General features: G+C 67.7%; 8 protein-coding genes. 6 read left to right on the top strand and 2 right to left on the bottom strand.

Annotated features, from left to right (window positions below; genetic code table 11):
* Positions 1-257 precede the first annotated feature (257 nt).
* From ACFQB0_RS09475 to ACFQB0_RS09465, 3 genes are all read left to right on the top strand, one after another.
* Entirely contained in the window at positions 258-1,076 is an 819-nt protein-coding gene (locus ACFQB0_RS09475) for a MerR family DNA-binding transcriptional regulator (RefSeq protein WP_386730602.1), read from the top strand.
* A 211-nt stretch (positions 1,077-1,287) separates the two neighbouring features.
* Complete coding sequence (locus tag ACFQB0_RS09470; RefSeq protein ID WP_386730600.1) at positions 1,288-1,776, top strand: hypothetical protein; 489 nt, start codon at positions 1,288-1,290, stop codon at positions 1,774-1,776.
* Between the two features lie 85 nt (positions 1,777-1,861).
* Positions 1,862-2,464: a DUF305 domain-containing protein gene (locus ACFQB0_RS09465; protein WP_386730598.1), complete on the top strand. Its 603-nt coding sequence runs from the start codon at positions 1,862-1,864 to the stop codon at positions 2,462-2,464.
* 420 nt (positions 2,465-2,884) lie between these two features.
* Here the strand turns inward: ACFQB0_RS09465 and ACFQB0_RS09460 are convergent, their stop codons facing one another.
* Positions 2,885-4,027: a glycerate kinase gene (locus tag ACFQB0_RS09460; RefSeq protein WP_386730595.1), complete on the bottom strand. Its 1,143-nt coding sequence runs from the start codon at positions 4,025-4,027 to the stop codon at positions 2,885-2,887.
* Positions 4,028-4,590: 563 nt separating this feature from the next.
* Here ACFQB0_RS09460 and ACFQB0_RS09455 point away from each other — a divergent pair.
* The 3 genes from ACFQB0_RS09455 to ACFQB0_RS09445 all read left to right on the top strand — a co-directional run bounded on the left by ACFQB0_RS09455 (position 4,591) and on the right by ACFQB0_RS09445 (position 8,408).
* On the top strand, positions 4,591-5,778 hold the full coding sequence (locus ACFQB0_RS09455) for a sensor histidine kinase (RefSeq protein WP_386730593.1): 1,188 nt from the start codon (positions 4,591-4,593) through the stop codon (positions 5,776-5,778).
* Between the two features lie 11 nt (positions 5,779-5,789).
* The gene (locus ACFQB0_RS09450; protein WP_386730590.1) at positions 5,790-6,383 is read left to right on the top strand and encodes a response regulator transcription factor; all 594 of its coding nucleotides are present in this window, start codon (positions 5,790-5,792) and stop codon (positions 6,381-6,383) included.
* A gap of 537 nt (positions 6,384-6,920) precedes the next feature.
* Positions 6,921-8,408 (top strand): Ig-like domain-containing protein, encoded by a 1,488-nt coding sequence (locus ACFQB0_RS09445; RefSeq protein ID WP_386730588.1) that lies wholly within the window; start codon positions 6,921-6,923, stop codon positions 8,406-8,408.
* Between the two features lie 314 nt (positions 8,409-8,722).
* Here ACFQB0_RS09445 and ACFQB0_RS09440 read toward each other — a convergent pair whose 3' ends face one another.
* Positions 8,723-14,722 (bottom strand): GH92 family glycosyl hydrolase, encoded by a 6,000-nt coding sequence (locus ACFQB0_RS09440; RefSeq protein ID WP_386730585.1) that lies wholly within the window; start codon positions 14,720-14,722, stop codon positions 8,723-8,725.
* Positions 14,723-14,786: the final 64 nt, after the last annotated feature.

Genomic DNA, 14,786 nt, shown 5'->3' with positions numbered 1-14,786 from the left:
CCTTTCGCTCGTTCGCACGATCGTCCGCCGCCGCCAAACGCCGCCTATACGCGCCAGTTCGAACGCTCCGCGCCACCCAAGACGGCGCACAACACGCAAAGTGGCGCAGTAGCGATGGGATGCTACGGGGCAGGGGCAAGGGGGCAGGACAGATCGACCTCTCAGCCTGGCGAGCAGTTGCTCTCGTTGTAGTTCCCCACGAGGTTGTGAACGGTGAAGCTTGACCCTCCGGTAGGGGGAGCCGCAATGCTGGACTCATGCTACAAATCGGTGAGTTCGCAAGTCTGACGGGGCTGAGCGTGAAGGCGCTTCGCCATTATGACGAGAAGGTTGTGCTGGTCCCGGCTGAGGTCGACGATCTGTCGGGGTATCGAAGGTATGGAGAGGGTCAGGTCCGAGCTGGTGTCGTTGCCCGGGCGCTTCGTGACGCTGGAGTTCCTCTTCCGGTGGTTGCGGCGGTGGTTGCCGCCGGCGGGGCTAGTGGCGCTCTGGCGGCGCACCGTCGGCGGGTTCTCGAGGACCGCACGAGCGAAGACCAGGCGTTCGCGGCTGCGGAGGAAGTGCTTCGCGCGTTGGCAGTTCCGGTTTCGGTAGTCGAGCGGGAGATGGCCGCGCAACCATTCGTCGGACAGGCGTTTTCCGTGAGCATGGACGATGCTGAGTCGCTGTCCGACGAGGACGCCAATGCAGTGTTCGGAGAACTATTCAAGCAATTGCAGGCATCCGATCTCGGCCCGAGCGGGCAGTTCTGGACCACTCTTCGAGCAGACGAGCGGGGCATCGTCGAGGTTGTCTGCTGCTGGCCTACGCCCATCAAGGTTGATGACGAGTGGGGCGGCCCGCAGGCATTTGCCGGGATTCTCCCGGCCCGCATCGAGTTGGTCGCGACCTGGCGGCCAACTGGGGGCGAGACACTCCCGGACGGTGCTACACACCCGGCCGTCGTCGCTCTCTTCGACGCAATTGCCCATCGACAGATCGAACTGCACGGCCTACTAGAGGTGCGCCAGACCGTGCTTGGCCAGAGCGAAGAAGACCACGCCGTCGAGGTCTCCGTCACGGTGAAGACACGATGACGACGAAGGCGACGGCCGCTCGACTCATCGGTGGCGTATCACCGGTGGCGTAATTCTCGTCGGAACCTTCTAGTCGAGGCCGTTCCGATATGAGAAGACCACACCCGGAGAGCTGACCCGCGTTCACAACATCACAGGGAACTACGTCTAGTACGCTCGGGGGGTATCCGCGCCTGACGAAGGGCGGCTCATGGAGAAGGCGGGAGGTGGCATGCGACTCAACGCGATTCGCCGCGTCGCCCTCCCGGGCATGCGTGCCTTCCGCGCGAGCTTCGTCAGCGTGCTGATCATGTCCGCGGTCATCGTCGGATTGCTGGCCATGCATGCTTCCGGCGCGGAACACGTGGCGAACACCGTGGCAACGGTGGTCGGGCAGAGCGCGCACACCGCGCATCGTGCCGCGGCGGCCGAATCGACGGCCGGTCACGTCGCCGTCGTCTCCACGACGATCGCGGCGAGCACGGCCTCCGCGATCTCCGAGTGGAGCGATGAGTGCCTTCATGGCGCACTCGGCTGCATGGTCATGGCGATGACATGCGCGATGTTCGTTGTGCTCGCCATCGCCACGCTCCTCGCCGGACGGCCGGCGCCACGCAAGCGACTCCTCGACGCAGGCACACGTGTCGCCGTCATCGTGCAGGATGTCTCCTCGCGCTTCCATCGACCCGATCTCACTGTTCTTTCGATCAGCCGTACGTAGGCGGAACCGTTCCGCGTCATCCGCAGCAAGGCCTCGCCTGGCTCGCGACGCCGAGTTCCCTGACCACTACGACGAAAGAACGACGATGATCAACGCACGAAAGACACTGACCGCTGCTGTCGCGCTCGCGACCGCCCTGACCCTCGGCGGATGCGCCGGCGGGATGACAGGCATGAACATGGGCGGCGACAACACCCGAGACGGCTCGAGCCCCGGCGCAAACGATGGGGCGGTGTTCGAGAATGCAGACGTCATGTTCGCGCAGATGATGATCCCGCACCACGAACAAGCCGTCGAGATGAGCGACGTCCTCCTCGCGAAGGGTGGCGTGGATGCGCGGATCCGCGATCTCGCAAACCAGATCAAGAACGCACAGCAACCGGAGATCGACCAGCTGAAGCAGTGGCTCTCTGACTGGGGACAGGACGAGAGCGCGATGCCGGGCATGAACCATGGCGGCAGCACGATGTCGGACGACGACATGACGGCCCTCGACGACGCGACGGAAGCCGAGGCAGGCAGGCTCTTCCTCGAGCAGATGATCGTCCACCATCATGGCGCCGTCGCCATGGCGCAGGACGAGGTCGACAACGGTGCCAACGCCGACGCGAAGGCCATGGCCGAGAACATCATCGCGACCCAGACCGACGAGATCGCGCTCATGCAGGAGCTCCTCGCGAGCGTCTGACCCCGTCGGGCGCGCTGGGCTCTGTTCCTCGCATCCTCGCAGCAGGAACCCATTCGACTACAGCGCCTTCGCGCCGAGGTGTCCGAGTCAGGGGTGCCGGAACTCTCGCACCCCTGACTCGGACGCCTCCACGGAGGGAGCAGCCGGTCGCGGATCCCGCCGAGAGCCGATCGCCCCTTCCGCGCGATAGAGTCCCTCTCTGCGGATCAAGGATCTTCGCTGCCTCTTGCTACTTTCTACGACCCATCGTTTCTACCCCCCTCGCCCCCTCCTCCGTCGGATGACATCGCATGGGTGACGTCGAGCCGACGCCGACAACTCGGCAGGCGAGCAGCGCCCCTCCTCGGGCGCGACAGGGCAGGGCGCGACGGGGCAGGGCGCGACAGGGCAGGCCGGCGAGAGGAGTGTCGGAAGGAGGCCCTAGCCCCGCGCGAGAACACGGCCGGCTTCACGCAGCCACCGCGCCGGCGCGGCCATGGCCGGCGCGGTCCCGCCAGCGAGTTCGGCGAGGGAGGCGGCGGCACGGAACGCGCTGGCATCCGCTTCGATCACTCCCGCCACGAGCAGCACGGGGATATCGGCAGCGCGGGCCAGGTCGAGCACATAGCCCGGAACCTTGCCGCCCGCCGACTGCCGGTCGTAGCGCCCTTCCCCGGTGACGACCAGATCGGCACAGGCGATGGCGCGCTCGAGTCCGATCGCCTCGCCGACCCCAGGCGAGCCGGGCGAGAGCTGCGCACCCCAGGCGAGCAGTCCGAAGCCGACGCCACCGGCGGCACCAGAACCGGCGGTCGCCGGGTCGGCTCCGGTGGCCCCCGCGAGCACGGTGGCGAAACGTTCGAGGGCCTGCTCGGCCACGTCATGCTCGGCGACGGCGAGGCCCTTCTGGAACCCGAACACGCTCACCGCTCCACGTTCGCCGAGCAGCGGACTGGTGACATCGCTCAGAACGAGGGCGCCGAGAGGAGGCGGGGGCAGGATGCGGTCGAGCCGTACAGACGCCACCTCGGCCAGACCGCGCAACCCGTCGCCGATCGGCTCACCATGCCCGTCGAAGAACTCGGCTCCGAGCTCGCGCAGCACGCCGGCCCCGCCATCGGTCGAGGAGCTGCCGCCGATGCCGAGCACGAGGCGATCGACCCCGCCATCCAGCGCGGCGACGACCGCCTGGCCGAATCCGCGGGTGTGGGCGGTCCAGGGTCTGAGCGGGTCGAGCAGGGTGATGCCACTGGCCGAGGCGAGCTCCACGACGCCCGTGCGCCGGCCGTCCGGATCCCGGAGCAGCAACCAGCTCGCCCGGACCGGGGCGTCGTCGGGCCCGATCACCTCGACCGCCACGCGGGTCGCGTCCGGGCGGGCGACCGCGAAGGCATCGACGGTTCCCTCCCCGCCGTCGGCCATCGGCATCTCGACGACCTCGTCACCCGGACGCTCGAGCCACCACCCGGAGGCGATGGCTGCGGCGGCTTCGACGGCGGTGGCGGTTCCCTTGAACGAGTCGGGTGCTATGACGACGCGCAGGCGCCGCCCGAAGCCCGACACGGACCGGCGACCCGCGCTCATGCGGTCCGCATTCCGGCGTGGACGGGGAGGAACGCCGGGGAGACGTACAGCGCGGAAAAGAAAAACCGGGCGAGAAACCCTGCGGCTCCGTCGGCGTCTCTGGACGCGATCACGTCGAGCAGTCGCAGAGTCGCCTCCTCGGTCATACCGCGATGACCATTGTCCTACCGTTCTGCCGCTGACCGCGATCTGCCACGCCGGGGGCATCTCGACCCCCAGCGCAAGAACGACGACGACCGGGTTGCTCGCCTCCGCCAACGCCCGACGCCCGGCGGTCGAGATCGAGCCGATCCACTTCCGTCGAACTGACCGACAAGGAGGCCAGGCGGCGGACGATCCACGTGATGCGAGCAGCTTCGGAAGATGGGCGCCGGTTTCGCGACCCGATACCCGATCGACGAGGAAGTCACGCACATCGAGCGTGCGACGCATGGCAACCCCACAATTCGCCGGCATGGGTATCCTTTGGGGTCAGATCGGTATTCGTCATCTGCCAACGACAACCGATCACTCTCGCTCCGAGTACCCGCAAGGAGTGCTGGCAGATATGGCGGTGGACAAGCATGAGACTGGGTATACCCCACTGGTGGCACCGGGTGACGCACGCCCTGTCGTTTTCCGAGCTGCGGCTCTCCGGGGACGCGCACCTCGCCGCCGTCGAGTGGGATCGCCCGGCGCGAGTGCTCCTGCGAACCGGACTGAGCATCGCGTATATGGCCGTCTTGTTCCAGCTCGGAGTCATGCTGCCCGCGGGCCGCATCGAAGCGGACTCGGTGTTAGCCGGCTGGCTCCTGCTCTCCGCAGGAGTGATCACTCTTCCGCTCTTCATCGTCGCAATGGGCAAAGACGTCACCTGGCGAGCCTGGAGCCTGGCCGCCGCCTTCGTCATATGCCTGCCGTATCTCATCCTCGATCCCGCTCAGAAGCTCCCTGGTATGGAGATCATGGCCTATTGTGGCGGACTCGTTCTTCCCCTCCACCTGGCGCTCCGGGTCTTCGCGGTTTCGATTCCGCTCGCTGGGGTCGTGGTGTGGGCCAACTCCTCGTTTGCCGGGGGGCTTCTGCAATTCTCCAGCCTCGCTCTCGTCGCGCTGCTGTCGACGACGCTTGGATGGGTCGTGAGCGAAAGCTCGCAGTTACGTCTGGCGAGAGCCTTGTTGATCCCGTCCGCCCTCGAAGCCGAACGCCTTCGTGTCGCCCGCGACCTTCACGACACCCTGGGGAACACCTTGATCGCCGCGGTCGCGAAGGGGTCTCTGGCCGAGATCATGCTGGATCGCTCGATCGAGGTCTCGCGAGCGGAGCTGAAAGAGACGCAATTGCTTCTGCGGAATGCCCTGAAGGAGACACGGGCGGTTGCTATGGGGTACCGGGAGGCAGATCTCGACACGGAACTCGAGACGGCGGAGAACTTGCTCACCGGCATCGGGATGAAGCTGGAGAGGATAGGCGACACGTCGGCGCTCCCCGCGCATGCGCGTGGACCGAGCGCCTATCTGATCCGTGAAGCGGTGACCAACATCGTCAAGCATTCGAGAGCGCGCGTCGTCTCCGTGACCTGTGAGGCAGGTGAGGTCAGCGTCGTGGACGACGGGGAGGAACCCGTCCAGATGGAACCCGCCGGAGTCGGCCTCATCGGTCTCGCCGAGCGGATCGGAATGGCCGGCGGAATGCTGACGTTCGGGCCGACTGGTGAACGCGGATTCATGGTTCGCGCGTTCTGGCCGGCCCGTGACGGGGGTGACCTGTGATACGGATCCTGGTGGCGGATGACCAGGCCCTGATCAGAGTCGCCATCTCGGCCATCCTGGAAACGGAGGACTCCTTCGAGGTCGTGGCCCAGGCCGAAAGCGGTCAGGACGCAATCGACCTGTCCGTTTCGCTGAGACCCGATGTCCTACTCCTGGACATACAGATGCCTCGGCGTGACGGGTTCGACGTCGCACGGGAGGTCACGAGTCGTGTCCCGACCAGCCGAGTGCTGCTGCTCACATCGTTTGCCCACCCCAGATATCTGCGCCGAGCTATGACGATCGGCGTGTCCGGTTTCATGCTCAAAGACTCATCACCTGCCGAGCTCTTCTCCGCCATCCGCCGCATCCACGCCGGCTTTCGAGTGATCGACCCCGTTCTCGCCGCCGAGACCCTGAGCATGGGGGAGTCGCCGCTCAACGAGCGTGAGACGCAGGTGCTCTCAGCCGTACGTGTCGGCGCTTCGACGGAATCCGTAGCCCGTGCCCTGCACCTGTCGGACGGCACCGTGCGCAACGCGGTGTCCGGCGCACTGGCCAAGCTCGGCGTCACCAATCGCGCGGATGCCGCCCGCATCGCCGAGGAACGGGGCTGGCTCGGGTAGAGCCCAGAACTTCCGCGCCGAAGACGTGACAAATGTCACCTGCTCTCGTGACAAAAATCCGTGACACCCGGTGAACGGGCGAGAAAACTGGCCTTCTACACATCGCACCCGAGCGCTGTGTAAGGGTGCATGCCCCGGAACGGGCCGTATCCGAAAACCCGAGGATCACACCATGTCAGCTGTTCATGCACACAGGTGAGGCAGCCCGTCGAATGCGCGAACCGTCGCCTTCGAGGCCACGACGACGTCACGGATCCAGCCGATCAGCGAGGTTCACTCATCGCGAAAGGCATGCCTTGACATAGATCTCAGCCCGAAACCCGGAGATTCGAGGCGAGCTAACCGCTCAAGGAGGCTGCTTCGCCCGCACCGCCCGGAGGAGAGATCTCGTCCGAGTCCATTGCACGAGCGGACGGTTGCAGGCGGAATCGCCTCGCAACGAACAAAGCCGCACCCCGGCCAGCCAGCCACGAAACAAGGAGGATAGCCGTGTCTGTTCTGACACATTTGCCGAAGCCGGAAAGCTCCCGAGGGAACGTGATAAATCGGTTGATCGCACTGTTGACGGGAAGCGTCGCCGCGGTGCTGCTGGCGTTGGCTCCGCTCCACAGTGCGACGGCCGCAGAGTTCGACGCGATCGTGCCCGGATCGATTGCGATCATCAACGATGGGGACGACCCTAACGCCCCCATCCATCGTTACCAGAACGCCAAGATCAGTGCTGACTGGGACACGACCGGGAGGGGCACCCAGGCCGGCGATACGTTCTCGCTCGGACTGCCCGCCGAGTTCGCTGTCGCGTCCGGCCAGTTCGAGTTGCTGCTCGCAGACCAGGTGAACTCGGCCGGAACGTGCGTCGTCATCCTGGCGACCGGCGGAGCTACGGCGCGCGTCGTGTGCACATTCAACGACTATGTCTCCACCCACGACAACGTCAAGGGTTCCTTGTGGGTCTCCATTCGAGCTACCGAGCAGACGACCTCGTCAGAGATCGAGATCGTCGTCTCAGGCAACCCCGTTGTCGTTCCCCTCCCCGGTGGCGCACCCGTCGGCCCGCAGGACTTCGGGCCTGTCCCCTCTCAGATCGTGAAGCACGGCTGGTGGACCGAAGCTAGTCGCACCGCCGTCCATTGGGTGATCCTGGTTCCCGGACAAGCCGCAGGCAATGGGCCGATCGTCTTCAGAGACACCTTCAGCTGGGGTCAGACCTTCGATCCCGACAGCATGATCCTCCAATCGCTTGACAACACCCAGACGGAGTGGGAAGCGCAATCGTGGGTGAGCGTGCCTACGAACCAGTGGCAGCTCACGTCGTCGACAGCGCAGGACTTCGTCGTCACCTTCGCCGGACCCGCGCAGGCGAACAAGATCTACCGGCTGGTATACGACACGACCATCGACAACCCGTCCGGGTTGGTCGTCGGCGACGTGTTCGACAACAGTGTCGCGGTGAACCAGACCACGGCACAGGTCTCCGTGTTCTACGAGGCGACAGGAGGCGGCACTGCCGGTGGTGACGGCCGTGGAGGGTTCGTCGTCGCGAAGCGGGCGCTCGTCGGCGACGGCGCGTCGCTCGTTGCTCCAGCAACGACATACACGGTGCTCGCCACCTATCTCGGCGAGCAGGGATCCGAGAAGAGCGTGCAGATCACCCTCACCGCAGGCGGCTCGCCGGTGGGCATCTCGGCACTCCCGGCCGGCACGAAGGTCACTTTGTCCGAACAGACGCCATCGGCCATTGCCGGTGTCAATTGGAAGCCTGCGCAATTCAAGGCAAACGTGAACCCGAATGTGAGGATCAGCCCGGACAAGTCCTCGGTCGAGCTCACCATCATCGGAGAAGCGACGCTGAATCTCACCCTCACGAATACCGCAGAAGCGGCGGGTGGCGCCGCTCCGCCGGTGAAGCCTGTTCTGGCGGCCACCGGCGTGGAACTCATCCCGCTGGGAGCGAGCACCCTGCTCCTGCTCCTCGGAGGAGGGCTGGCTCTCGCGATCGCGCGGCGCCGACGCGCCGACGTCTGAGCCACACGCCGACAATGGGCGGATGCTGCGACCGGTCACTCGCCGTTGCACCCGCCTTCCCGACTGTCCGACAGCATCCTGCAAATGCGCCATTCCGGGGGACGATTCGGTGCCTTCAATTCCACGACCGGCGTCGGCGTGCCGTCAACGACCGTGCCTAATCACCCCATCACGATGGCCTGCATGTGAACGCTACGACAAAGGCCCGACTTCTCGGGGTCCCCGAGCTCCCCCTGGAACGGCTGATCCGGTCCGGAGCGATCCGTCCGCGGGGGTGCGGGACGGGCCCGTCGCCCGCCCCGCACCCTCGCCGATCAGTGCTGCGGACGCCACCGACGCACGATGAGCACCCCGCCCGCGGCAAGCAGTGCGGCCCCGAGCACACCGAGCGCCACAGGAACGAGTCCGCCGGTTCCCGGCAGCACCCCACCAGAGCCGGCTCCGGATGCGATCACCCGCAGCGACGCGCTCGCGCTCAGCCCCGACGCCGACCCCTGTGCGACGATCGTGTGCTTCCCCGGCTGGACATCGGTCGGCACGGTCACGGTGAGGCGGAACCCACCGGCCTCGTCGGCCACCGCGGTCGCCAGCTGCACGGGATCGGAGTGCAGGGTGGTCACGACGCTCTCCCCCGCCGCGAAGCCGCGGCCGGTCAGATCCACGCTCTCGCCCTGCGCGGCCGAGTTCTTCGCGACCACCAGCTCGGGGTCGAGCACCGGCACGCTGCGGGAGACGACTGTGAGCGGCTCTGAGATCGAGCCCATGAACAGCGCGGGATCGTCCGGCGTGAACCGCGCGATGTAGACGTGCGAGCCCGCGGTCTCGATGCGCACCTCGGCCGTCGCCGTCCCGGCGGACGCGCTCGCCGATCCGACCGCCGCGTCGCCTTCGAGGAACTCCACCTTCCCGGCGGCGGCCGTCGGCGAGACAGCGGCGACAAGTGGGAACGACTCCCCCGCCACCGGGTCGTCGCCGCCAGCGCGGAGCACGACCGCGGTCTGCCGCGGACCGGTCGTGGCCGTGCGCACGTGCACGACGGCCCGCGCCTCGACCTTCGAGACGTCGCCCAAGGCCACGACCGGATAGTCCCCGTCGAGCGCGTCGGCCGAGACCGTGAATGAGGTGCGGAGCGCCCCCTGGTCGTCGGCGCGGACGGTCACCGGGTCGCCGAGGCCGAAACGGATCGCGACGCTTTCCCGCGGCGCGAAGCCGGATCCTGTTGCCTCGACCACGTCGCCGGCGTGCGCCTCCTCGGGCGCGACCGCGACGCTCGGGGTGTACACCACCGGGGGTTCGGTCACGGCGATGGAGACCGTCGCCTCCGCTGAGCGCCGGCCGTCGTCCGCCGTCACCATCGCCGTGTACGAGCCGGCGGCGGCGTAGACGTGCTCTGCGGACACCGCGCCGTCGGCGACGGCGACCGCTGAGACGGTGGATCCGTCGCCCCAGTTCACGACCGCGCTGCTCTCGCCCACTCCGCCGACGACGGTGGCGAGCACGGCGCGGAACGGGGTCCCGGCGACCTGGTCGGCCACGGGGGCCGGCTCGATCGTCAAGGGTGCGATGCCGCTGCGGTCGCCGTCGGAGGCGATCGCGAACACGTGCACGCGACCGCCTCGGAGCGTTCCGGACTCCTTCGGCATGGTCAGCGACTCCACCGTCTTCGGGGTGCCGTCGGCGGCGGCGTCAAGCACGATCGGCGCCGTCGCGTAGATGGCCGTGTTCTTCGGGCCCCCGCCCTCGGCTCCGGTCCCGGAGAGGCGGCCCTCTGAGACGGCGACCACGCTGTTCCCGAAGCGCGGGCTGCCCGCCGACCCGACCCAGTCGCCGAACGAGATGCTCACCTGCTGCTGGGAGCCGTCGGTGAAGTGCAGGATGGCGGTCGGCTGACGCTCCTTCTCGGTCGCCGTGCCGACGAAGGCCAGCTGCGTCGCCCCGGCGCCGAGGTTCACGCGCACGGTCTGGCCCTCGCCGGTCAGGTTGTCCGGCGCTCCGGGCGTGACCGCGGGGAGGTCGTAAGTCAGTGCCGTTCCGGGGACCGGCAGGGTCTGGCCCTGCACGAACCCGTGCGCGGCGAGCTTCGCGCGGTCGTACCCGTAGCCCAGGCCGTCGCAGCTGGCGGCGGTCGTTCCCAGGTCGCCGATGCACACGACGTTTAGCGCTCCGGCGAACGTGTCGTCGCGGTAGACCGCGACCGAGGCTGACGCCGAGGCGGTCCGGCCGGAGGTGTCGCGAACGCTGATCGTCGCCGTGTAGGAACCCGGAGCGGCGAAGTCATGCGGAGCGCTGACGCGCCAGCCGCCGAGTTCGTCGCGCGTCAGCGCGGCGGGGACCGGCGCGGTGCCGTCCCCGTAGTCGACCGTCGCATCGTAGCCGGCGGCATCCTTCTCGGCGCCGACGATCATCGCAAGGACTCCCGTGAACGGGGCGCCGATGGCCACGCGCTGCGGCGCCACGGCGGTGACGGAGAGACCGTCCAACGCGCTCGCCGACGCGAACAGCTCCACCTCGGCGATCGCCAGCGGCGCCCCGGCGGAGGTCAGCGAGAGCTTGAAGCTCGTGTAGCTGCCGAGGCTCGTCGTGCTGAACGGCCGGGTCCGGACCCCTCCGTCGAAGGTCGCGCCCTCCCGGTGGTCGAGCTGCGTCCAGTTCGTGCCGTCGGTCGATCCGGACAGCGTCCAGCTCGCCGGCGCACTCGCAGCGTCGACCGAGGTCAGGGTGTACTGGCCCACGGTGACGGGACCCGACGCCGAGGTCCACACGAGGTCCGTGCTCGTACCCGGGAAGGTCGTCTGCGAGTTCATCGTGTCGTCCACGAGGGTCCCGACCGGCGTGCCGTCGAGGGACGACAGCTTTCCGCGCCCGGGCTTGGTCGCGTCCAGGAGCGGGCGCGGCGCCTCGAGCAGGGCCCTGAGATCCTTCGCGCCCCAGGAGGTCGGGCGGCTGCTCATCGTGAACGACAGGGTTCCCCCTGCGCGCAAGAGGTCGCCGTCGAAGGTCGTATCGGTGATCTCCGTGCCGTTGATCCGGACACCGGCGACGTAGTCCTTGCCGCTGGAGGCGCCGGGTGCCTCGATGACGAGGTCCTTGCCGCCGATCGACAGCGTTGCGCTGTCGAACAGGGGCGTCCCGATCGTATAGTCGCCCGATCCCACCTTCAGCGGGTAAAAGCCCAGTGCGGAGAAGACGTACCAGGCGGAGAACTCGCCGTTGTCCTCGTCGCCCGGGTAGCCTTGGCCAATGTCAGACCCGACGAACATGCGCTTCTGGATCGAGCGGATCAGCTCCTGGGCCCCGACGGGGTCGCCGGCCTCGGCGAGCACGTACGGGATGTGGTGGGCGACCTGGTTCGACATGCCCAGCATCCCGAGTCGCACGTCGCGCGCCTCCCGCGCCTCGTGGATCCCCGAGCGGTCCGCCTTCTCGCGCTCGGCCAGGAACGCGTGGAGGTTGTCCACCAGGCCCTGGCGCCCGCCGTACAGCGAAGCGAGGCCGTCGACGTCGTAGGGCGCGTGGTAGCCGAAGGTCCAGGCGCTGGCCTCGGTGAACGCGCCGCCCCATGCCTTCTTGTCGAAGTTGGCGCCGGCCGTCCAGCTGCCGTCGGCGTTGCGGGCTGTGAAGGTGCGGGCGTCGGGGTTGAACATCTCGACGTAGTGCTGCGCGCGCGCGCCGAAGTACACCGCTTCCGTGCGCAGCCGGTCGACGCGCTCGGCGGGCGTCTTCGGATCCTCGGCGAGCGCCGCGGCCATCTTCGAGATGCCGAAGTCATTGATGTAGCCCTCCAGGCCCCACGAGGCGCTCTCGTGCGTGTCGGCCGTAGTGAATCCGAGGAAGGTCGACTGCGCGATCCCCTTGCGTCCGACGTCGTTCGACGGCGGCAACACGGTCGCGTTCTTCACCGCGGCGTCGTAAGCCTCGAGGGAGGTGCGGGTGTCAAGGGCGCTGGCCAGGTACGCCTCGGCGAAGGCGACGTCCGAGCTGGTCCCGGTCATGAGATCGGCGTAGCCGGGCGACGACCAGCGCGCGATCCAACCGCCGTCGCGGTACTGCTGCACGAAGCCGTCGGCGAGATCCTCGGTGACCTTCGGGTACAACAGCGCGTAGAGCGGCCAGGCAGTGCGATAGGTATCCCAGAAGCCGTTGTTGACGTAGACCCGGCCGTCGACGACCTTCGCGTTCGTCTTCGTGTCGGTCGCCGCCCCACTCGTCGGCGAGACCGGGCTCGCGTACGCGTCGTGCGGCTCCTGTGCGGTGCCGGTGTTCTCGAACTGGGAGTTCGGGTAGAGGTTCAGCCGGTACAGACTGGAGTACAGCGTGACGAGCTGGTCGTCGGTGGCGCCCTTGACGTCGTGGACGACGTCGAGGCGGTCGTTCCATGCGGCCGTCGCGGCGCGGCGCGCGTCGTCGAAGGAGACGCCGTCGAGCTCGAGCCCATGGTTCGCCCTCGCCTGATCCTGCGAGATGAACGACGACGCGATGCGCAGCTCGACATCACGGTCGCCCGAGGTGTCGAAGGCCGCGTAGCGGGCGGATCCGTTCCGGTCGCCCCTGTTGGTCGCCCCGGAGGCGGTCGGCTGCCGGTCAAACGTGCCGTAGACGAACATGCGCGTGCGTCCTGGCCAGCCTGATCCGCCGTCGACCCAGCCGGTCACCGTGCTCCCATCGACGGTGAGCTTCGACGAGCTCACCACCTGGTCGACGAGGACGGAGCCCGCGTCGCCGACGAAGGTGAAGCGGTACACCGCGCCATGATCGGTCGGGGTGACGGCGGTGGAGATGCCGTTGTCGAAAGCGACCCGGTAGATGTCGGGGCGGGCGAGCTCATTGTCGTGGCGGAAGGCCAGCGCGCGGTCGCCGAGCGAGGAGGTCGGGATGGAGCCGACCGCCGGCATGACGGCGAGCTGGTTGCGGTCGCCCATCCAGATGCTCGGCTCGTGCGAGAACCCGATCCCGTTGAGGGTCGGCCGGTTCTGCGTGTTGTTCGCGCGCTGGTAGTTGTACAGCGTGCCGCCATTGTCGGCGTTGGTCATCGGGGTGAGGAAGTTGAACCCGTTGGGCATCGCTGCGGCTGGCAGGTTGTTGCCGCGGGAGAAGCCACCGCTCGAGTTCGTGCCGCGCCTGGTGTCGACGTAAGAGACGAGCCCGTCGGCGTCGTCACGCACCGGCGCCTTACCGATGGCGACGTCATCGAGCCATCCGTTCACCGTCGTCGCCCTGGTGGGCGTCTCGACCCCGCTCAGGCCGTCGACCGGGTGGTCGTAGGTGAAGAGGATCGACGTGACGGTACGGCCGGCGAAGCGTCCGAGGTCCACGGAGACCTTGTTCCACTGGTTGGGCCAGAGGCCGTTGGCCATGCCCTGCTCCTTCGCGGAGGCGCCGAAGCCGTAGACGTCCGTCGCGCCGCTCGCGGACAGGGTGCTGCCGTCGTCGAAGTGGAGGTCCACGGCGACGAAGGTCGCGGCGTAGGTCTGCTCCGCGTCGAGCACGGGGAAGACGAGGTACGACAGGCGACTGTCGGAGGCGACGGCGACATCGAGGCCCGTGTAGAGCGCCGTGGTCGACGAGACGGCGCCGTCGGCGAGGTGGTGCCCGGTGTACTGGAGGGCGCGGGTCCCGGTAAAGCCGACCCCAGTCTTGGCGGTGTCGGAGCTGGTCGGACCCGCGCCGACGCGCAGGAGCATATAGGAGGTCGAAGGGACGGTCGCACCAGAGACGATCGGCTCCCAGCCGGCGAGCTGGACGATGTTCTTGCTCGGATTCTTCGTCGCGGTGATCTCGAGGCGGTAGTGCGCGTAGGCGGGGGCGGGCGCGGCCAGCTCGAACGTCCGGGTCTGGCTCCGGCTGTCGAAGCCCTCACCCTGGCGCTGGTCGAGGACCGTCCACGAGGAGCCGTCGTCGGATCCGAGCACCCGGAAGTCCCGGGGATCGCGGTCGGGCTCGTCGTTGCCGGAGGTCAGGGTGTAGCGCACCATCGGCTGCGGCGCGGAGAGGTCGTACTGCACCCAGCCGGTGTTCTTGAACGCCAGCCACTTGGTGCCAGCGTCGCCGTCGGCGAGATTGGCCGCGACCTCGCCGGGCGCGTTCTCGGCGGAGGCCTGCACGCGCGAAACCGCGCCGAGCATGCTGCCGGCCTCCCCCGTTCCGGTGTTCACCGGGGCCGCGTCGCCGGACTCAAACGACGTGAAGAACGTCGTCCCGCCCGGCGCCGCCGATGCAGGCAGGGGCGTCAGGATGGCCATCATCAGGGCGGCGACGGCTCCCGCCGCTCCCCAGGCGCTAACCCGTCCTTCACTTCTCCGCACTCGATCGGCCATCCCGACCTCCTTGTCTCACTGCACTGTGACACCGATCATGCGAGGATCGGATTAATGACAACGC

The sequence above is a fragment of the Luethyella okanaganae genome (assembly GCF_042660285.1).
GTDB classification, from domain to species: Bacteria; Actinomycetota; Actinomycetes; order Actinomycetales; family Microbacteriaceae; genus Luethyella; species Luethyella okanaganae.
This window is presented reverse-complemented; position numbering and strand designations above follow the sequence as displayed.

Bases quoted from the DNA above. Each gene is read 5' to 3' on its own strand.
- ACFQB0_RS09475 (WP_386730602.1), top strand. From the start codon at position 258: ATGCTACAAATCGGTGAGTTCGCAAGTCTGACGGGGCTGAGCGTGAAG.
- ACFQB0_RS09470 (WP_386730600.1), top strand. From the start codon at position 1,288: ATGCGACTCAACGCGATTCGCCGCGTCGCCCTCCCGGGCATGCGTGCC.
- ACFQB0_RS09465 (WP_386730598.1), top strand. From the start codon at position 1,862: ATGATCAACGCACGAAAGACACTGACCGCTGCTGTCGCGCTCGCGACC.
- ACFQB0_RS09460 (WP_386730595.1), bottom strand. From the start codon at position 4,027: ATGAGCGCGGGTCGCCGGTCCGTGTCGGGCTTCGGGCGGCGCCTGCGC.
- ACFQB0_RS09455 (WP_386730593.1), top strand. From the start codon at position 4,591: ATGAGACTGGGTATACCCCACTGGTGGCACCGGGTGACGCACGCCCTG.
- ACFQB0_RS09440 (WP_386730585.1), bottom strand. From the start codon at position 14,722: ATGGCCGATCGAGTGCGGAGAAGTGAAGGACGGGTTAGCGCCTGGGGA.